At 44.2% G+C, this 18,551-nt stretch carries 18 protein-coding genes and 1 tRNA gene; 9 read left to right on the plus strand and 10 right to left on the minus strand.

Translation table 11 applies throughout. The features are described 5' to 3' along the window. Positions 1 to 27 precede the first annotated feature (27 nt). Positions 28 to 1,374, minus strand: a complete 1,347-nt coding sequence (locus tag AC23N5_RS07570) for an APC family permease (RefSeq protein WP_487755078.1) — start codon at positions 1,372 to 1,374, stop codon at positions 28 to 30. 196 nt (positions 1,375 to 1,570) lie between these two features. On the opposite strand from AC23N5_RS07570, the gene AC23N5_RS07575 reads away from it, so the two are divergent. From AC23N5_RS07575 to AC23N5_RS07585, 3 genes are read left to right on the plus strand one after another with little or no spacing between them, the layout of a single operon-like run. Further along, complete coding sequence (locus AC23N5_RS07575) at positions 1,571 to 2,116, plus strand: hypothetical protein (RefSeq protein WP_487755079.1); 546 nt, start codon at positions 1,571 to 1,573, stop codon at positions 2,114 to 2,116. 5 nt (positions 2,117 to 2,121) lie between these two features. Beyond that, entirely contained in the window at positions 2,122 to 2,658 is a 537-nt protein-coding gene (locus AC23N5_RS07580) for a DinB family protein (protein ID WP_487755080.1), read from the plus strand. 51 nt (positions 2,659 to 2,709) lie between these two features. Then, positions 2,710 to 3,252: a Uma2 family endonuclease gene (locus tag AC23N5_RS07585; RefSeq protein WP_122932014.1), complete on the plus strand. Its 543-nt coding sequence runs from the start codon at positions 2,710 to 2,712 to the stop codon at positions 3,250 to 3,252. A 5-nt stretch (positions 3,253 to 3,257) separates the two neighbouring features. Here AC23N5_RS07585 and lpxB read toward each other — a convergent pair whose 3' ends face one another. From lpxB to AC23N5_RS07600, 3 genes are read right to left on the minus strand one after another with little or no spacing between them, the layout of a single operon-like run. Continuing rightward, entirely contained in the window at positions 3,258 to 4,370 is a 1,113-nt protein-coding gene (gene lpxB, locus AC23N5_RS07590) for a lipid-A-disaccharide synthase (protein ID WP_487755081.1), read from the minus strand. A gap of 6 nt (positions 4,371 to 4,376) precedes the next feature. Continuing rightward, positions 4,377 to 6,107: a hypothetical protein gene (locus AC23N5_RS07595; protein WP_487755082.1), complete on the minus strand. Its 1,731-nt coding sequence runs from the start codon at positions 6,105 to 6,107 to the stop codon at positions 4,377 to 4,379. Between the two features lie 44 nt (positions 6,108 to 6,151). Continuing rightward, complete coding sequence (locus AC23N5_RS07600) at positions 6,152 to 6,571, minus strand: 6-pyruvoyl trahydropterin synthase family protein (RefSeq protein WP_028527066.1); 420 nt, start codon at positions 6,569 to 6,571, stop codon at positions 6,152 to 6,154. A 293-nt stretch (positions 6,572 to 6,864) separates the two neighbouring features. Here AC23N5_RS07600 and rfaD point away from each other — a divergent pair, with 293 nt between their 5' ends. After that, complete coding sequence (gene rfaD, locus AC23N5_RS07605; protein WP_183971822.1) at positions 6,865 to 7,830, plus strand: ADP-glyceromanno-heptose 6-epimerase; 966 nt, start codon at positions 6,865 to 6,867, stop codon at positions 7,828 to 7,830. 106 nt (positions 7,831 to 7,936) lie between these two features. Here the strand turns inward: rfaD and AC23N5_RS07610 are convergent, their stop codons facing one another. The 3 genes from AC23N5_RS07610 to AC23N5_RS07620 all read right to left on the minus strand — a co-directional run bounded on the left by AC23N5_RS07610 (position 7,937) and on the right by AC23N5_RS07620 (position 9,770). Next, positions 7,937 to 8,809, minus strand: a complete 873-nt coding sequence (locus AC23N5_RS07610; RefSeq protein WP_487755083.1) for a MerR family transcriptional regulator — start codon at positions 8,807 to 8,809, stop codon at positions 7,937 to 7,939. 120 nt (positions 8,810 to 8,929) lie between these two features. Next, positions 8,930 to 9,601 (minus strand): carotenoid biosynthesis protein, encoded by a 672-nt coding sequence (locus tag AC23N5_RS07615; RefSeq protein ID WP_183971820.1) that lies wholly within the window; start codon positions 9,599 to 9,601, stop codon positions 8,930 to 8,932. Positions 9,602 to 9,694: 93 nt separating this feature from the next. Then, a tRNA-His gene (locus AC23N5_RS07620) sits at positions 9,695 to 9,770 on the minus strand. Between the two features lie 103 nt (positions 9,771 to 9,873). Between AC23N5_RS07620 and AC23N5_RS07625 the strand changes: the two genes are divergently transcribed. After that, positions 9,874 to 10,326 (plus strand): GatB/YqeY domain-containing protein, encoded by a 453-nt coding sequence (locus tag AC23N5_RS07625; protein ID WP_487755084.1) that lies wholly within the window; start codon positions 9,874 to 9,876, stop codon positions 10,324 to 10,326. Then, entirely contained in the window at positions 10,323 to 10,847 is a 525-nt protein-coding gene (locus AC23N5_RS07630; protein ID WP_028527070.1) for a CvpA family protein, read from the plus strand. Before AC23N5_RS07625 ends, AC23N5_RS07630 begins: the two co-directional genes overlap by 4 nt. Before the next feature lie 48 nt (positions 10,848 to 10,895). Here AC23N5_RS07630 and AC23N5_RS07635 read toward each other — a convergent pair whose 3' ends face one another. The 3 genes from AC23N5_RS07635 to AC23N5_RS07645 all read right to left on the minus strand — a co-directional run bounded on the left by AC23N5_RS07635 (position 10,896) and on the right by AC23N5_RS07645 (position 14,148). Continuing rightward, positions 10,896 to 11,687, minus strand: coding sequence for a Rossmann-like and DUF2520 domain-containing protein (locus AC23N5_RS07635; RefSeq protein WP_183971818.1), 792 nt, complete (start codon positions 11,685 to 11,687; stop codon positions 10,896 to 10,898). 119 nt (positions 11,688 to 11,806) lie between these two features. Beyond that, positions 11,807 to 13,471 (minus strand): hypothetical protein, encoded by a 1,665-nt coding sequence (locus AC23N5_RS07640; RefSeq protein ID WP_487755085.1) that lies wholly within the window; start codon positions 13,469 to 13,471, stop codon positions 11,807 to 11,809. Between the two features lie 80 nt (positions 13,472 to 13,551). Next, a complete protein-coding gene (locus AC23N5_RS07645) occupies positions 13,552 to 14,148 on the minus strand; it encodes an RNA polymerase sigma factor (RefSeq protein WP_487755086.1) in 597 nt (198 codons plus the stop codon). 215 nt (positions 14,149 to 14,363) lie between these two features. Here AC23N5_RS07645 and AC23N5_RS07650 point away from each other — a divergent pair, with 215 nt between their 5' ends. The 3 genes from AC23N5_RS07650 to AC23N5_RS07660 all read left to right on the plus strand — a co-directional run bounded on the left by AC23N5_RS07650 (position 14,364) and on the right by AC23N5_RS07660 (position 18,494). Next, a complete protein-coding gene (locus AC23N5_RS07650) occupies positions 14,364 to 15,014 on the plus strand; it encodes a hypothetical protein (RefSeq protein ID WP_487755087.1) in 651 nt (216 codons plus the stop codon). Between the two features lie 93 nt (positions 15,015 to 15,107). Continuing rightward, a complete protein-coding gene (locus tag AC23N5_RS07655) occupies positions 15,108 to 15,599 on the plus strand; it encodes a hypothetical protein (protein WP_183971814.1) in 492 nt (163 codons plus the stop codon). 144 nt (positions 15,600 to 15,743) lie between these two features. Continuing rightward, positions 15,744 to 18,494: a carboxypeptidase-like regulatory domain-containing protein gene (locus AC23N5_RS07660; RefSeq protein WP_487755088.1), complete on the plus strand. Its 2,751-nt coding sequence runs from the start codon at positions 15,744 to 15,746 to the stop codon at positions 18,492 to 18,494. Positions 18,495 to 18,551 lie beyond the last annotated feature (57 nt).

Below are 18,551 nucleotides of genomic sequence, written 5' to 3' on the forward strand. Positions count from 1 at the left end.
AAATATAGATAAAATCTTGAAGGCTTTTTACTTCTCATTCAACCGCCTCACTCCCAAATACAATGGGTAGCTCAAAACCAAGAAAACTACGGCATACACACTGCTGCCAGGGTCTTGGAAACCTGCCCCAACTAGAAATGCCACCGAAGCAATGAGTACAATCCACGGCACGACAGGGAAGCCTGGGACTTTCCACGGGCGAGGAACGTTGGGTTCGGATTTGCGAAGATACAACAGCGACGCAAAGCCTGAGGTGTAGCCAATTACGAAGAAAAACGTAGCGATATCGGAGAGTTTGCCACTGGCTTCTTTCCCGCTCAAAATAAACACAATGGCCATCGCGACCGACAGCGGCATGGCAATGCTGGGCGTACCTCCTGCATTGACCCGTGTTCCCTGGCGAATAAACAACCCATCGCGACTCATCGAATACAACACGCGAGGGTTAAACATTACTTGCGCATTGACAATCCCCAAAATCGAAATCATCAAGAAAAAGGTCACTATTTTGCCCGATTGTTCCCCAAAAATGAGTGTAATGGCGTCGGCAGCGGCGAGTTTGGATTGTTGGAGAGCGGGCATGGGCAAAATGTATAAAATGGCCGCGTTGACCAATAAATAAATCACGACAATGAGCAACAGCCCTCCAATCATCGACTTGGGTAAGTTACGTGCAGGGTCGGCGTCCTCTTCGGCAAAATAGGCCGCCGTGTGCCAGCCGTCGAACGTGTAAAAAATAGCCTGTAAAGCAAAAATCAACGACCCAATCATCGAACCTTTGGCGACGGCATTGGTGGTAGTTTCGACGACTTGGTCGGTAGAAACATCGTTGCCGTACACAAAACAAATCACCACAAAGCCAAATAACCCAACGGCTTTGGCCACACTCATGATTTCTTGGGCACGGCTGGCGGTGCGTAGCCCCACCCAGTGCAATAAACCCAACCCAATGAGAATGGCTGTGGCCATGTAGCTTTCATAACCCGCCGTGGAGGGGAGAAGTAAAGCGATGTATTCGCTCATGGTAAATGCCCCAAAGGCCGTAGCCGCCGAGGTACCCAGCCAACTGTTGAACCCCACCACAAATCCTGCGTATCCTCCAAAAGCCCGCCGCGCATATACGTACCAAGCCCCTGCTTTTGGGAAAGTCACTCCTAACTCAATGGTACATAAGACTCCCAAAAGCGCATAAACACTTACCAGTATCCACACCCCCATGATGAGCCACGGGTCGCCAAGGGCTTGGGCAATAGGGCCTGGTTTTCGCAAAATTCCTGTGCCGATGGTTCCACCAATGGTGACGGCAATGCCGAAGCCTACGCCAAGAATTTTAAGCAGCTGATTGTCTTTAGGTTGGGTGTCTGTTGATTGCATTTCAATTAGGTTTAGGAAATTCCTTTCATTATTGTCGATACAACGATGAAAAGGGGAGTGGGCAGCCGTTGCTAAATTGGTAAAAAAAGGCCAATAAGCCTAATTTTTGGCGTCTTTTGGCATTTGTGAGATACTACTTCTGCACAAATAATCATTATCTTTGATACGATGTCTATTCCTAAACCCCTTTATCATTATGGAAACTCTTCACCAGTTTTTAAACAGAATTGCCAATCTTAAAACCTTTTTTGTGCTTTTGGCGGCGTATGTTGTATTCCCTGGGTATATTTTAAAAAACGCCGAAGCCAACATCAATCAGTTTGCAGGGAAACCCATTGGGCCTATTGACCTTACTTTTGGTTTAAATCCTTCCAAAACCCTAGAAATGGTGGCTGCGTATGGGGAGCAGGGGCGTTCCTATTACGCACAAGGGGAAATGACGATGGATGTCATTTATCCGATTGTTTATACTTTTTTATTCGCAGTTATTCTCACGCTATTGTTTCGAAATAAGCCATATACTCCTTTTCGGTATGTCAATTTGCTTCCTTTTGTCACAATGCTGTTCGATTTTATAGAAAATGTGTTTATTGTCATCTTGTTATACCGTTATCCTGAGCAGTCGATGATAGTGGCGGTATTGTGTGAAATAGCCAAATTGTTGAAGTGGTTATCGCTGGTTCCAGTAGTATTTGCAGTTCTGTACGGCCTTTTCAAAAAAATACGTATTCCTAATGCTTAACAATTATGACAAGTCAACAAACGCCCTCGGAAATTTATTCGTCATTAGAAACTACCATCAACCGTTACATTGCTTCGCTTGATAAATATACCAACGAACAATTTTTACACAAACCCGCCGAAGATGTTTGGTCGCTTGGACAGATGTATGAACACGTACTGATGACGGCTAATTTTTCTTTTTTGGCCAATACTGTTCGGTGTTTGGAACAACGCAAAGGACAACTTGGGGGTGAACATAATGCTTACGGCGATAATATTTTCAAACACAATGGTTTTCCGCCCATCAAAGTAAAAGTGCCTGAGGGCCTTGGAAAAATAGAACTTATCCCAAAAACCCAAGACGAATACCGCGAGCAATTGAAGAAAGTCTTGAGCGATGCCAAAGCGTTGATTGAACCCGTCGCCAACGACGCGGGAGAGTACAAGTGCTACCACCCTGTTTTTGCGTGGCTCAATGCCCACGAGTGGTTTCATAACCTAGAGATGCACAGCCGCCACCATTTGCGTCAACAGAAAGAGCTGGAGAGTTTAGTATTTTGAGACAATAATTCGTTATTTTTGTTAAAGATAAATTTTAGATAATAGACGGCTATGATACCCACTGCACAAACAACATCATTTCCTACCACGCTTGAAGAATTTGAGCGTTGGGAGTCTAACGATGGCTACAAATATGAATGGAATGATGGTGAACTGATTAGATTTACGGGAATGAAAAGAAAACATCTAAAAATTATTCAGGCTTTGAATCTTTTGTTTGATACAACAAAGGCAAAAAAACAAAAAGCACTACTTATTTGCGAACAAGATGTAATGCTAACGGGAATTCAAATGAGACGCCCCGATATGGCACTTTTTACTGATGAACAAATTAAAAGTGAAGGAGATGAACCTATTCCAGCTTTTTGTATTGAAATCATCTCTTCTAATGACCAAATCAACGACGTAAAGAAAAAACTCAAGGAATATTTCAAGCATGGTGTGAGAGTAGTATGGGTAATACTTCCCGAAGAAGACATGGTAGAAGTTTATACGTCAGTAAAAAACGTCAAAATTTGCTTAGAAGATGATATTTGTTCAGCCGAACCCGTGTTGGATGATTTTAAAATCTCAGTAAACGAATTACTCAAATAGTCTCTTTATTTTTCCAAAAGATACTTCACCATCAATTCGCCTGCGCGTTCGGACGCTCCTTTTTCACCCAAAATGGCTTTCACTTGTCGATAGTCGTTGATTTGTTGCGTTCGTTTGAGGCCATTGGGTAAAATAGCTTCTAGTTCGCTCGTAAGATTTTTGGGGGTCAGCTCATTTTGAATTAGCTCTTTAACGGCTTCTTTTTGCGCAATGAGATTGACCAACGAAATGTACGGAACCCGTATCAATCGCTTTGCAATGGCGTAGCTGACGCCCCCTGTTTTGTAACAAACTACCTGAGGGACTTCAAAAAGTGCAGTTTCGAGTGTGGCGGTACCTGAGGTGACAAGCGCGGCCGTAGCGACCGAAAGTAAGTCGTAAGCAGCGTCCGTGACGAGTTGTACCCCTTGTGCTACAAAAGGAGCATAGAGCGTTTGGGGAAGGTTACTAACAGCCGCAATCACAAATTGTGCACGGGGGAAGTGTGGCTTGGTTTGTACCATCAGCGTCAACATTTGCTCCACTTCTTGCTTGCGACTTCCTGGGAGTAGCGCCACAATGGGTTGGGCTGGGTCAAGTTGATGGTCGGCCAAAAAGGTTGGATTGGGCGTAAAATCGGCAATGGCGTCAAAAAGAGGGTTTCCTACGTAGTCCACGTCGTAGTTGTATCGGCGAAAAAACTCTTTTTCAAACGGGAAAATCACGAATAGGCGATCTACGTCGCGTTTGAGTTTGAGGGCACGTTTTTGATTCCAAGCCCACACTTTGGGCGAAATGTAGTAAAAGGTTTTAATGCCGTTTTCTTTAGCAAAACGAGCGATTCGCATGTTGAATCCTGCGTAATCAATCAAAATCACGACATCGGGTCGATAAGCGAGAATATCGGCTTTGCATTTTTTCATAAAACCCGAAATCGTACCTAGGTTTTTGGCCACTTCCCAAAAGCCCATAAACGCCATATCGGCATAATGCGTCACCAACTCAGCCCCCGCTTCTTGCATCATTTCACCACCCCAAGCCCGACATTCGGCTTCTGAATCGTGGCGACGAATGGCCTTAATGAGGTTGTTACCGTGCAAATCGCCCGAGCGCTCTCCTGCTATCAGATAATATTTCATGGGCTGCTAGTTGACCAATTTGGTGGAAAGCGAATCAATCTGAATCAATTGTTGTAAATAACGCAAATCGTAGCCTGTTCCTTTCGGACTAAGGAGTCCGATGCGATACGTGTCGGGGGCAAAATTTTCGTTGTAAACCGTCAATTCAAAACCAGGTTTATAGACCCGTGCCGAAGTGAAAAACGCGCGTTTCCCACCTTGAATGGGTAAAGTAGGAAGCAAATAGGTTTTATTTTTTGCTGATTTTAGCACCAAAAACACGCCAACACCTTCGCCAAATTCTGGCTGAAGCACGTCTGCATTAATCAAGGAAAACTGCGCAACTGTTTGAGGATGCCCAAAAAAATCAATGTTTTTTTGAGTGGTTGTAAGCGTAAGTTTCAATGCGTCGCGCTGAGTAGTATCGGCGGGTAAACTGAGTAATTGTTCAGTAGCGGCACCGAGTGGAAAATTTTCAAAACGGTATATGCCTTTTTGGTAGGCAGGAAGCGTGAAAAAATCGGCTAATTCGCTCCGAAAATGGGTGGTGAGTTTGCGGTGCTGTCGCCAGTTATAGTGGTCTGCAATGAGGCTTCGACGGCGTTCGTCCATATCTCTTTGGTATTGATACAAACTCATGGTCATAAAAACACCTCCAAAAACAACGGCTATCCGAAACACCCAAGAAGGAGAAATGGACTTCCAACTCAGCAACGCTAGGTACGTAAGTGTCAATAAATGAAGGGGATATAAACTATATCGACTCGTGAAAACCGAATAAACGTCGCGTCCTCCTCTTGATACCGCAATGATGCCAATCGTCAGAATCGAAAATACAAAAACCCCAACCCAAAGATAGGGACGACCCGAACGGGGGCGCTGAGGTGCCATAAATAGCTGATAGCCAAGCCACAACGTAATGCCTAGCAAACTCAACATTCCTACCAAAAACGAACTCCACAACAACCACTGAGGGCTACTGCCTTTGAAAGCCGCCATCCAGCCACCCGACAATGCCGCAAAACTTACCAGTAGATTTCCGACAAATTCGCCCGAGAAGGCCACTTTAGTCGCTTGTCCTACTTGATAATTGAGAAAATAAGCCAACAACGAGGCAATCATTCCGATGGTCCAGAAGGCACTTTTTTTCCAGTCTTGGGTCAAAAGTAAAACCGCTAACCCCGCAGGAAAAACCAGAAATCCGTTTCCATTGGTAAAAGTAGCGGCAAACCCAACGACCAAAGCCGCCCCAAAAGCCCAAGGGCTAGTGGAATAGGAAAGAAGAGCTAAGGTGCCGAATACCAGTAAGTTGAGGGTGGTATGCTGCATTCCATTAATTCCCCAAAGCGTCACATCAAACACAAAGGGGGTAAGGTACCACAACAATACTGGCAAGAAAAACCAAGCATTGAGTCCACGTTTGAGAAAACTCAAAAACCAAAATCCCAAAATCCCCAACAAACTCAGATTGACGACCCCAATCAGCGTTCGGTAATTGATAAACCCTTCTACGGCATAGTCTGTGAGCGCAATGGAGCGCGGAATAAGAATACGGTGGTCATTTTCAGGTTCTAAAAGCAGTTTGATTTTCTGCCACCAACTGAATTCTTGCGTCAAAAGCGTGTATTTTACCCGAACCAAATCATAGTCGTCAGTAATAGGAATATTGACAGCATACATGTTGATATACCACAGGTAGCTTCCGATGATTAGGAATACAAGTAGCCAGAAAAAAAGCCCGATACGTGGTTGATTCACAATGATTTTTGGGGATTGGAACGCGAATATCGTTTAAAGCGAGCTTATTCGCCGTAATACTCTACGTAGTTTTTGGGGGTTTCAATGAGCTTGATGTAGTGTAATTTGGCGTGAGGTGCCACTTCGTTTAGTCCTTTTGCTAGGATAGCCCAGATTTCAAGGACAAAATTTTCACAGCTAGGAATGATACCTTGCATAAAATCTACATCGAGATTAAGATTTCGGTGATCAACTTTGTCAACCACACTGTCTTTCATCAGTCTGCCGAGGAGTTTCATGTCCACCACAAAACCCGTTTCTGGGTTGATAGGGCCTTTTACTGTGACAATCAGCTCAAAGTTGTGGCCGTGAAAATTTGGATTGGCACAAATGCCAAATACTTCGGTGTTTTTTTCATCCGACCAGCTAGGGTTATATACCCGGTGGGCGGCATTAAAATGTTCTTTTCTTGTTACGTAAACTATCATTCTAATCGACAGTCAATAGTCCACAGCGCCGAGAGTGCCGTATTAAAAATAAGAGAAACGGAGTCACTTTGCTGTCTAATAAGTTTCGACAAAATTACGACCAAAAAACGGTATCCAAAAACATCCTAGATTTCATTGAAAATTCTTTAAAAAGTTAAATTTATTCATGGAATTTTCAATGATTTTTTGTGTGAAATAATACCTACCTTTGTAGCGTTTTTTTTGAGTATTTTTACTGTTCCAACTAATTGACTACCCACTATTTAAACGCCTTATCATAAGCTATTTCTATGATCATTGTCACTGGGGCTGCAGGCTTTATCGGAAGCTGTCTTATCAGCAAGTTAAACGAGGAAAATTTCAATTTTATCATCGCAGTTGATGATTTCTCGAAAATTGAAAAAGCACCAAATTTAGAAGGTAAAAAAATTCAAGAACGAGTGGAGCGCTCTGCTTTTTTTGAATGGTTAGACCAAAATTACTACGAAGTAGAGTTCATTTTCCACATCGGTGCCCGCACAGATACGACGGAGTTTGACCGTGATGTTTTGGAAGAGCTTAACGTTCGCTACTCACAGCAGATTTGGCAAAAATGTATCGATTATCAAATCCCGTTGGTGTATGCCTCTTCGGCGGCTACCTACGGTTTAGGCGAATTAGGCTACGACGACAACGAATCGCAAATCCCGCAGTTGAAGCCGCTCAACCCTTACGGGGAATCCAAAAACGATTTTGACATTTGGGCGTTGCAACAAGAAAAGAAACCTTTTTTCTGGGCAGGTTTGAAATTTTTCAACGTGTATGGCCCCAACGAATACCACAAAGGACGGATGGCATCGGTGATATTCCACGCCTACAACCAAGTAAAAGCCTCGGGTAAAATGCGCCTCTTCCGCTCACACCATCCCGATTTTAAAGATGGCGAACAAATGCGCGATTTTGTTTATGTAAAAGACCTACTGGAAGTATGTTCGTTTTTGATGCACCACCGTCGCAACTCAGGTATCTATAATCTTGGAAGTGGCAAGGCGCGTACGTTTAAAGATTTGGCCATCAATACATTTACGTCGATGGGGTTAGAGCCAAACATTGACTTTGTGGATACACCAGCCGACATTCGCGACAAGTACCAGTACTTTACCCAAGCTAATATGAACAAATTGCGTTCGATTGGCTACACCAAACCTTTCCATACGTTGGAAGAAGGTGTGAAGGATTATGTTCAAAACTATTTGTCGAAGGAAGCATATTATTAACCTTGAGGCAGGCTGTTTATCTCCCGCCTAAGCAAAAACCCCGACCACTGGTCGGGGTTTTGTCTTTTATGGCTTTGTAAGAGGAAAAAAAGCGATAGAACGGCTGTTAGAGCAATTCAACAAGGTCTTCTAATTTGTTGATGATAGTGCAATTGGCTCCCACTTCAATGTCTTGCCCGACTACTTGGTAGCCAGTAAGCAATATTTGAGCTTTGGGGAACTGCTGACAAAGTTTGTTGACGTATGTCTGAACTTCGTCGTGGGCAGGTACGGAGGTGATGCTTGCAAAGACATAGTCGGGTTGATGAACATCATAGGCAAAAACGAGCTCATTAAACGGCAGTGTTTGTCCCAAATAAACAACCCGATGGTGATGCGCCCGAATGACGTAGCTGGTAAACAACAGGCTGATTTCGTGCAATTCACCTTCTGGTAAAAACAGTAAAAATTTCTTAGAATTGGGATGGTATTTTATTACTTGACCGTCGATGGCAACAATGACTTTTTGTCGAATCAAGTTGCTCATAAAATGCTCTTGTGCAGGCCCAATAGAACCTGTAAGCCACAGCGTACCGATGCGAGTCAAGAAAGGATAAATGATATTGAGCATGGTATTTTCAAAGCCATTTTGAAGAAAATTGGTGCTAATAATTTTTTCAAAACGATCTTCGTCCAAGTCAATCATCGCAATTGTGAGGGCGTGAATTTGGTCTGGATAGTTCAGTTTTTGATCGGAAATAGCCATAACTTCTTGGCTAATTTCGTCCAAAGAAAATTTCGCAATGTCCGAAATTTTGTATCCGTGATCTTTCAGCAAAGAAATATTGAGGACCAACTTTAAGTCTTGGTCGTCATACATCCGAATATTGGTGTCAGTACGCTTTGGCTGAATAATGTTATAGCGTTGCTCCCAAATGCGAATTGTATGTGCCTTAATGCCAGAAAGTTGTTCTAAATCTCGTATGGAATAGTTACTCATTTGGCGTTCACTTTAAGTGTATCAAGCTTTTGGGTCTTACTGTATTGGCTTTTGCCAAAAGTCAATACATTTGCTCTTATTGTGGTAACTTTTTGTTTCCGAAAATGTTTTGACTTTTCTTTATCTGAATAAATAAAGTAGGATGTTGAGCCCCCAAAAAAACGAGCATTGAGCAAGGACGTACATGAATGCCACTGGATTTTCTTTGCGAAAATTAGCACGTTCAAAATACCAAAGTAAGCCCGCTGCAATAATGAACCAAGCGACGTAGTTTTGAAGAGGAATTGTGTTGTTTTCCCAACTCCAAAAGTCATACGTAATAGCGACTTTTTCAATCAAAAAGTCAAGAAAAACGATGCAGAAAGCAATAGAAATTATTCTGATGGGGGAGCTAACTTTCCAATCGACCATAAGAATACCTGCCGAATAAATAATTGCGAGCCAGTTAAGACCAATGGTCAATGGAACGCCAATGACTTTCCAGCCTAGTGTTTCACCGTACTGATAATGTCCAAAAATAAGACCTGTGTGGACGCCCAGTGCTTCTACACCAAATCCAATGAGATAGGTAACGATGCAATAAATCACAAAAGAACGGTTCCAGTCTTGGTGAAAAATCATCATGATGAACAATGAAGTTACCAAGTGAAAAGGAACGAGTGCTTTGAAGAACTCCTCGGATTCTCTAAGGAACAAACCTGCCAATCCAGTAAGGTTCATAGCAGGTAGTATAATCCAGCAGGTGTATTCAAAGGTGGACGAGGCGCGCAGAGATGAGAAAAATGTTTTCATATAAGTAGTACTTATCTAACAAAAACTCGGAGAAAAGGTTTTTTGAATCGATAAACACAAAAAATCCCAACGCTTTGCATTGGGATTTTTTTAGGGAGGAAGATGGGGTTCGAACCCACGGCCTTCGGAACCACAATCCGACGCTCTAACCGACTGAGCTACAACCTCCGTGTTTTGGGAGTGCAAAGATAAGCACACCTTTTTAAATTTTCCAAGCCTTAGCGCATTTTTTTCGTAGATTTGCAACATAATTTTGTAAACTATTTTAAATCATGACGCTGAAGAAACGCATAGACGAGGACATCAAGCAGGCCATGCGCGATAAAAATCAGGATACACTCCGCGCATTACGTGCCATTAAGTCGTTGATTCTCTTGGAAGAAACGAAAGAAGGAGCAAGTGGAGATTTGAGTGCCGACGATGAACTGAAGCTGTTGACCAAAGCCGCCAAACAACGTCGTGATTCGGCCTCTATTTATGAACAACAAAATCGTCCCGATTTGTTGGCAAAGGAAGTAGCCGAAATCGCGGTCATTGAAAAATATTTGCCACAACAACTTTCAGAGGAAGAAGTAAAGGCCAAACTCGTGGAGATTATCGAGCGGGTAGGGGCTAAATCGCCTGCTGAAATAGGTAAAATAATGGGCGTTGCTATGAAAGAATTGGCGGGCCAAACCGACGGTAAAGTGGTACAAACACTGGCGAAAAGCTTGCTCGTGGGATGAACACCCTAGATTTGCTCATTATTATCCCACTCGCTTGGGGAGCATTTAATGGCTATCGCAAGGGGCTACTCGTCGAAGTTGTCGGCGTAGCAGCCTTTGTGATAGCCATGATTGTGGGTTTTAAATTTCTTCGTTTTGGTACCGATTTGCTCGCACCTTACCTGACGGTAGAGCTTACGCGTAAGTTTTTGCCATTTATTGGCTTTTCAGTGATTTTCTTCCCGACCATCTTCATGGTCAACCGCATTGGGTATTCGTTACGCTCCATGCTGCGTTATACCATCTTAGGCACGCTCGACAACCTAGCAGGGGCTGCTGTTGGTATATTTACGTGGGTGTTTGGTATCAGTGTTTTCTTTTGGTTGCTTAGTACGATTGGGGTAGCCATGCCGCCCAAATACCGCAACGAAAGTTTTTTATACGAATATACCGTTCCCATTGCTCCCAAAATTATCAGTGTCATCTCTGATTGGATTCCCGTAGGTGGCAACCTCATTCGTGAATGGGGAAGAGGAGAGTAGGGAAGAACGTCGAATTTCATCTCTCATCACTCATCTCTCACCACTCCTTTATCGAACCCGCTGAATACTTTCAGACAAAACTTCATAGATGCCTTGCCAAGCAGGATAGCGTTCGAGGTAATCGAGGTGCGTTTCGATGGTTTGGTGGTCGCCACGGCGTGCTGGCCCCGTCTGGACGAGCGCAGGGTCGGGGCTTTGAAGGGCCTTGCGGAGTGTTTCGCGGATGAGGGGTTTGAGCAAGTCAAACTCTAGGTGCTCGGCATCCAAAATTCGTTTGGAGATGGCCAACAAATGATTGCTGAAATTGCAGGCAAAAACCGCCCCAATGTGCATTAATCGCCGTTCTTCGGAGGTCATAAGATAAACAACGTTGCTGATGCCTTGGGCCAATTGAATCAGCATTTTTTCCGTAACAGCTTCCGACGATTCGATGCAAAATGGTACATCAACTAGCGATAGTTCGACGTCTTTGCTGAACGTTTGGAGGGGATACAAAACGCCCGTTTTGGCAGGAATGTCGCTATAAATATCAATAAGCTGCTGAAATTCTGCCAGTGATTTTGTGCCTGAAGTGTGAACCACCGTACAGTTTTCGGGAAGTACCAACCGCGAAACCACGTCGGTAAGGGCATCGTCGGCAACGGCCAAAATGAGCAATTCGGCAGTGCTTTCGGCAAAGTCAAGGTCGGGTGCGATGTGGGTGTCGTATAGTTTATTGACAAGCCGACGAGCGTTTCGGGCATCGCGACTGTATATTTCGACAATATGGTGGCCTGCGTTTTCGAGGGCTTGGGCTAGGTGCCAAGCTACGTTTCCTGCTCCTACAAAAGAAATGCGCATAGTTTGGACAAGTCAGATTGAGGGTCAAATATAAAAAAATAACCCGTCGGCTGGTGAGCACGACGGGCGATCAAAGCAGGCTAGTTGAACGTTTGGTAATAAAAAATAGCTTTGGTGGCCTAAATGGCTTTTTTCCCAAACTGATACATGACCTTAAAGCGAATACCTAAGTTGCGGTTTTCGGTGAGGTACGATGGTTTTTGTAAATAAGGGGCAATATAAGTTTCTGCTTGGACGACAAGGTGTCTCCATTGTTTTTCAACACCAGCGGCCGCAATAAGGTCGTTTGACAGCGTAGGTTTAAGCACAAAATCTACCCGTTTTTGTGTCAATTCTCCGTTACGTTCGCGGGTATAAAAACTAAATGATTGACAAGCGGATAAATTAAAGTTGGTACCTCCCGATAATAAAAAGGCAAACCCGTCATTCATTGGCCAACGATACGTCAAACTCACGGGTAGTTGCCACAAAGTAGCACTGGTTGAGATATTGAACGCTTGAGGTGGCGCCATTGGCGGTTGAATGGGTCCTTTTTTGTTCCAATCTTTAAAATCGCTTTTCGTTTTTTCCTTAAAAATATCTTCGGTAAAGTATTGGGGCCCTATGATAAAAGCACGCGCTAGACCCACGTTTATACTCCAAAACTTGCCCAAAAGCAAGCTTGTATTGGCCGTATAAGTGGTTGAGCCATTGCTAATATTTAAGCCAACACCCATTCTGAATTTCATGTTTTTAAACGAAATTGAAGGAGGAGGAGGTGGTAGTGCGGCCGCTGAAGCCGCAGTGGTAGCCGCCGAAGTGGAGGTTGCCTGATTCGAAGGGTTTGATAACTTCGTATAGGCATACCGCTCTACTTTGGCTTCTGCGGGAGGGATACCCGCTAATTCTTCGATTTCGGTGCGGGGTTCTAGCAACGCTATGGCTCCCGACTCGCTTTCTGAAAGCGCACTTTCAGGGCGTATTCCATTGGATTCTTCAGAAAGAACTTTGGACGTTTGGTATGTGCCTGTATTTGTGTTGTTTTTGCTAGTTGATTGTTGCGAAACCAACGAGCTGTTTTTTGAATAAATCGACTCGCGAGCGGCAATTTGGTTGCGGTTGACACGACCCGCCTTTGCCGCGTTTTCACGAGCGGGGCGGACGGGATTGAGGACTGAGTTGGTATTTGCATTTACTCCATTTTCTCGCTGGATCACATCTTCTTTCTCAATTCCTTTTTTGTTGATAACATCGCTTTCAACTTCGCCCGACACGTCGCTAACAGCATCCACTTGTTTGGACGTACGTTCAAATGCGTTGCTGATTCGTTGGTTAGGACTTTGACGAATAATCTTTCCAACATTTTTGAGGCGTTCGGCTACGGCGGGTTCTTGGCCTATTGTTTCGTCGGGGCTTTCGTCATTTAAAGAAGGTACAGATGAATCATAGGTATTGAGTTTAGAAGATTTTACTTCGATGTATTTGGTAATATAAACAGTATCTATGCGGGTAGTCACTCGAACGGGAGCGTCTTTTTGCTTGGCAATAGTTGCTTTAAGCTCGACTACTTCGTGGTCCAGTTTTTTGTTGGTTCGATACTGATAGACATTGGCAAATACCATCATGGCAGCCGCTACACTAGCAGCAGTGTACCATGCAGTGCGCGCACTAAAGCGTTGGAAAAAGGGCTGTGAAGTATGAGCTGCTTGGTAAGCGGCAAACTTCGACCAGTCGTCTTCTTGAAAACTGGGCTGAATCCCTTCCAACTTTTGGCGTATAGCTTCGTCAAATTTATCGGGTTTCATTGTTGTTGGTAGCGTGTTTTCACACTTAGTTTATTGTTTTTGGGCTGAAAATCGCCGTTTAATTCAGTAATTTGGGGTACTCACTTAAACTTCTGTTCTACTTTCCCCTCGCTAAAAAGCGGGTATGATTGCTTGACTAACTCTTGCAAACGGGTACGGGCTCGTGAAAAATGCGAGCGTACGGTGGCTTCATTAAAATTGAGCACATCTGCAATCTCACGAAGCTGGTAGCCGTCCACCACGTGCATCGTAAAGACAGTACGATAAATCGGTTTCAACTGTTGCACCAAAGCCAAAATCTCCTCGGCAGATATTTGGTCAATGACCGAAGCGTCGTTTGATGGCTCGTGAATATTATCTAGCCCAATCTCGCCATGAAATTTTTGATGCTTTCGGTAATAGCTAATCGCGGTATTGACCACAATCGTCCGCAACCAAGCCTTGAAAGGTTGGGTGAGGTCGTAGCGGTCGATGTGCTGGAAAACCTTTAAGAAACTTTCGTTCAAAATTTCTTCAGCTTCTTCCATCGACGACGAATACCGCAAGCTGATTCCCTTGGCATAACCGAAAAATTGCTGAAAAAGCACCCTCTGCGCGCGGCTGTCGTTGCTCCTGCACGCTTGGATGACTTCCTCCAGGTCATCTTCGGTAAAGTTGGTTTTTTTTCGGAAAAACAAGGTAGTAACGGATTTGGATGGTTGTTAGCGGCTTCAATATCTGCCTGATATATACACGCCTGTACGCTACTTTGCGGCCTAGTGTTGCAACAAATTACACTTTTTTTTTCTTAAAAAAATTTAAAACTTTTTTGCCACGCCCTGCAAAAACCCTACGTAATGGCTACTGAAATCAATTTCCAACTATCAATTTTTCAACTTAACAAAAACAAACCATGAAAAAGACATTGTTTTTTGTGTTCGCGTTAGTAGGGCTATTTTTGGTGAGCTGCAACCGTGAAGACATCAACGTCAATTCGACAACGGAAGATTTGACAGAAGTAGTGCAGCTTTCGGCAGCTCGTGCTGCGGCCACAACCGACACGGTAACCAAACAAAAGTGTAAAGGCAAACTAACCGAAATCGAAGAAGCAGATTTGCCAGCAGCCGTAAGTTCTTACATTACCACAAACTACGCGGGAGCGGAAATTCAGTTTGCGGGAAAAGACGCAGCAGGACAAATTGTGGTAGGGTTGAAACTCGCTGACGGAACGCACACTGGCGTACTTTTTAACGCAGATGGTACTTTCAACAAAGTGCTTGAAAAGTATGGTAAAAAAGCAAAGTTGACAAGTGTAGAAATTGCTAGTCTGCCAGCGGCTATTACAACGTACATTACGTCGAACTACGCCACCTATACGGCGGTGAAAGCAGGAACAAATGACGCAGGGGATTTCTTTGTTGTGGTTGAACTTACATCGGGCACCGACGAAGAGAAAAAAGCATCTCGTAAAGTAGTACAGTTTACGGCAGCAGGTACGTTTACGCAAGAAACAACGCCGCCAGCGCACCCACAACGCGGTAAAAAAGGAAAAAAAGGCCGCTAGTTTAGCTCTTTCGCAACCCAAGCCATAAGCTTGGGTTGTTTTTCTTAATAATGTCTAGTTAGAAGTACATACACTATTACACACCTAAAGTTTATGAAAACAATCTCAAACCTCTTCTTAGGAAGCATTTTCGCGCTATTGAGTGCTGCCCTTTTGTCAAGTTGTTCCAAAACAACCGTCGATCCTGAGCCCGCCGACCAAGTGATTGGGTCGTACAACGGCACTACCTACACTGAGTCAATCAATGGCGTAGCCCAAAGCATTGACTTAACCAATACAAGTATCAAAGAAAACATAACGATTGAGATGTCAGTGGCCAAAAAATCGGCGAACATCGTCAATATTGTCTTGAAAATTTCGCAACGCGATAGCACAGGTACCATGCAATCTTATACCGAAACCTACGATTCCATTGAGCTCAAAGCCTTAGGCAATGGGTCATTTGATATGTTGTCGGTGGGTGAAACTATTGGGCAGATTGGCAATGGAGCCATAAAACTCCAAGAAACTTATACCGATACCGATGCCACAACGGGGGTTTCTGCTCAAGTGACAGTGACCATCGCGGCGGCCAAGGCGCTTTAAACCGTCGTCAGATTTTGACGATACATCTACACATAGAAAATTAATGCCACGCAACGACGGCAGGAAACGTACTCGAAGGTAATAAAACTACCGAACGACGTTACCGCCGTCGTTGTCGGCTTTTTGAACTATAATCCATACTTTATGAAACAATTATTACTCGTTCTTCTTTTGCTGGGGACGTTTGCTGGATGGGCGCAGGGGCCTGCGGAGGCAGAGCTTGTTATCAAAGACGAATTTTATAACAACAAGCCTTTGCTGTTTGTGTTGACTGATTTGAAGAAAAAGTACAATGTCAAGGTCGATTACGACGAAGAATTGGTCAAGAAGTACCGCGTATCGTATTGGTTTGATAATACCAAATTTCTCGATGGCTTGAAAGGCGTGCTGCGCGATACCAAAGAGCTTACCTTTTATATTACGGAGGCCAATACGGTTAAAATTGTCCCTAAAAACTCGCCTGAACTTCCGAAAGAGGCCCGTAAAGAATTTGATACGCGCTATCGTGGTGTACCTACCCGTACTGATTTTACGCTCGTGGGGCGAATTGTTGAAAAAGGAACTTCTGAAAACATGCCTTTTGCCACGGTAGCGGTTCGAGGAACCAACATTGGGGCACAGACCAACGTGGACGGATATTTTACGTTGTTGAAAGTGCCTTCCGATACTGCTACGTTGCTGGTTAGCTACGTGGGCTACAAAAATGCGACCGTGTTTCTATCCCCCAAAACACCGCTTGATAATTTTATTATCGAAATTGAGCCAGGCGAGCAGGAACTTGAAGAAGTGATGGTGTTGGGAGAAAAAACGGAAGTGCTAAAAGCCAACGAGATTGTGGGAATGATTAAAATGACTCCCAAAAATTTGGCCAAACTCCCCAACATCGGCGAACGTGACCCCTTTCGAGCATTTCAATTGATGCCTGGGGTCAGTGCCTCCAACGAATCGTCGTCGGGGCTATATGTTCGGGGAGGGACTCCCGACCAGACCCTCGTTTTGTACGATGGCTTCACGGTGTATCATGTCGATCACCTTTTTGGCTTTTTTTCAGCTTTTAATTACAACGCCCTCAAAGATATTCAGCTTTACAAAGGTGGTTTTGATGCCAAGTTTGGGGGGCGGATTTCAGCCGTGGCTGAAATTACGGGGAAGGAAGGAAATAAAAATAAAATCAACGCAGGCGCTGACTTGAGCCTGCTGAGTGCCAATGCCTACCTTGAAACGCCGTTGGGGAAAAAATTGACGCTTTTGGTGGCAGGGCGGCGCTCGTACAAAGGGCCGCTGTACGAAAAAATCTTTAATACGTTTACCTCCGAACGCCAAACGACGGTAGCCCAAACGGGATTCGGACGACCACCTGGTGGCCCAGGTGGTCGTTTTGGGAATAATGCCCTTCAAAACCAAACGGCGCAATCGTATTTCTATGATTTAAACGCAAAGTTGACGTGGAACCTCTCTAGAAAGGACATCTTGACGTGGAGTTTGTACAACGGAACGGATAAGATGGATAACTCGTCGGCGTCGTCGTTTAATTTTGGTCGCGGTGGTGACTTGGGGGCTTCCACTTCTTCCAATGACATTTCGGCTTGGGGGAATTTGGGAAGTAGCTTTAAATGGTCGCGGCGCTGGAACGATAAATTGTACAGCAATATGCTCGTAAGTTATTCTAACTTTTACAGTAACCGCGACAACACCCGCACCGTCGTAAGTACGATTCCTGCGACGGATACTTCGGTGGCGATTACGCGCAGACAAAATATTGGCCAGGTTGAAACCAATGATTTGAAGGATTTTACGGCAAAAATAGACTTTGAATACAAACTGACGCCGCATAACCAATTGGAGTTTGGAATCCACTCGACGGCCAATACCATTGATTATCAATACATCCAAAACGATACAGTCAATGTATTGAATAAAAGCGACCGCGGCCTCATCACAGCGTTTTATTTGCAAGACCAAATTCGGTTGTTTAATACCAAGTTGTTGTTGAAACCGGGTCTTCGCATCAATCATTTTAACGTGACCAATAAACTGTATTTTGAACCCCGCCTGAGTGCAACTTTTGCCCTAAGTGATAAAATAAAGCTCAAAATGGCGACGGGGCGTTATTTTCAGTTTGCCAAACAAATCAACCGTGAAGATTTGACGCAAGGTAACCGTAGTTACTGGTTGCTGGCCAACGGCGGAACGCTTCCCGTCACGCAGTCGGATCACCTCATTGTGGGGGGAAGTTATGAATACAAGCAGTACTTGGTGGACGTGGAGTTTTACCAAAAAAACAACACGGGTATCACCGAATATACCCTGCGTTTTGTGCCCCAAATCCGCCAAGGGTTGAGCGTTCAGGAAACGTTTTTTAACGGAAATGAAGTAGTACGCGGCGTGGACGTGTTGGTGCAACGCAAGTTTGGAGATTTCAACGGCTGGATAGGTTATACGCTCTCAGAAGCGCTTCGGAACGTGTCGGCGTTTTCTGATTTACCCTACCATTCCGACCAAGACGTGCGTCATCAATTTAAGTTTATTGGGGCATATCGTTGGAAAAACATCGACTTCTCCCTGACTCAAATAGTCTCGACAGGCCGCCCTTATACTTCCATTGTGGGGGCATACCAAGTTAAGTTATTGGACGGCTCGATACGTAATTTTACAATGCCGTCGGATAAAAATGCGACCCGTTTCTCGTCCTATAACCGCCTCGATATTTCGGCGACCTACAATGCGCGTTGGGGAAGCATCGGACTTTCGGTATTTAACCTATACAACCGCAAAAATGTGTGGTACAAACGTTTTGAAGTCATTACCGAAAACGGCGAAAGTGTGCTTCAAACTACTAATGTCAATTACTTGGGATTCACGCCAAACGTCACTTTCTCATGGAAACTCCGCTAGAAGGCGAGAGGAGACTGTGTTTTTGTAAACCTCAACATGAATTTTTCGATGAACTAC

The sequence above is a fragment of the Runella sp. R5_40 genome (assembly GCF_057652295.1).

What these genes read in the sequence shown, in the direction of transcription:
- AC23N5_RS07655 (WP_183971814.1), top strand. Translation starts at nt 15,108, where the DNA reads ATGAAAACAATCTCAAACCTCTTCTTAGGAAGCATTTTCGCGCTATTG.
- AC23N5_RS07640 (WP_487755085.1), bottom strand. Translation starts at nt 13,471, where the DNA reads ATGAAACCCGATAAATTTGACGAAGCTATACGCCAAAAGTTGGAAGGG.
- AC23N5_RS07575 (WP_487755079.1), top strand. Translation starts at nt 1,571, where the DNA reads ATGGAAACTCTTCACCAGTTTTTAAACAGAATTGCCAATCTTAAAACC.
- AC23N5_RS07610 (WP_487755083.1), bottom strand. Translation starts at nt 8,809, where the DNA reads ATGAGTAACTATTCCATACGAGATTTAGAACAACTTTCTGGCATTAAG.
- AC23N5_RS07580 (WP_487755080.1), top strand. Translation starts at nt 2,122, where the DNA reads ATGACAAGTCAACAAACGCCCTCGGAAATTTATTCGTCATTAGAAACT.
- AC23N5_RS07570 (WP_487755078.1), bottom strand. Translation starts at nt 1,374, where the DNA reads ATGCAATCAACAGACACCCAACCTAAAGACAATCAGCTGCTTAAAATT.
- AC23N5_RS07635 (WP_183971818.1), bottom strand. Translation starts at nt 11,687, where the DNA reads ATGCGCATTTCTTTTGTAGGAGCAGGAAACGTAGCTTGGCACCTAGCC.
- AC23N5_RS07630 (WP_028527070.1), top strand. Translation starts at nt 10,323, where the DNA reads ATGAACACCCTAGATTTGCTCATTATTATCCCACTCGCTTGGGGAGCA.
- AC23N5_RS07625 (WP_487755084.1), top strand. Translation starts at nt 9,874, where the DNA reads ATGACGCTGAAGAAACGCATAGACGAGGACATCAAGCAGGCCATGCGC.
- rfaD (WP_183971822.1), top strand. Translation starts at nt 6,865, where the DNA reads ATGATCATTGTCACTGGGGCTGCAGGCTTTATCGGAAGCTGTCTTATC.
- AC23N5_RS07660 (WP_487755088.1), top strand. Translation starts at nt 15,744, where the DNA reads ATGAAACAATTATTACTCGTTCTTCTTTTGCTGGGGACGTTTGCTGGA.
- AC23N5_RS07585 (WP_122932014.1), top strand. Translation starts at nt 2,710, where the DNA reads ATGATACCCACTGCACAAACAACATCATTTCCTACCACGCTTGAAGAA.
- AC23N5_RS07650 (WP_487755087.1), top strand. Translation starts at nt 14,364, where the DNA reads ATGAAAAAGACATTGTTTTTTGTGTTCGCGTTAGTAGGGCTATTTTTG.
- AC23N5_RS07615 (WP_183971820.1), bottom strand. Translation starts at nt 9,601, where the DNA reads ATGAAAACATTTTTCTCATCTCTGCGCGCCTCGTCCACCTTTGAATAC.
- lpxB (WP_487755081.1), bottom strand. Translation starts at nt 4,370, where the DNA reads ATGAAATATTATCTGATAGCAGGAGAGCGCTCGGGCGATTTGCACGGT.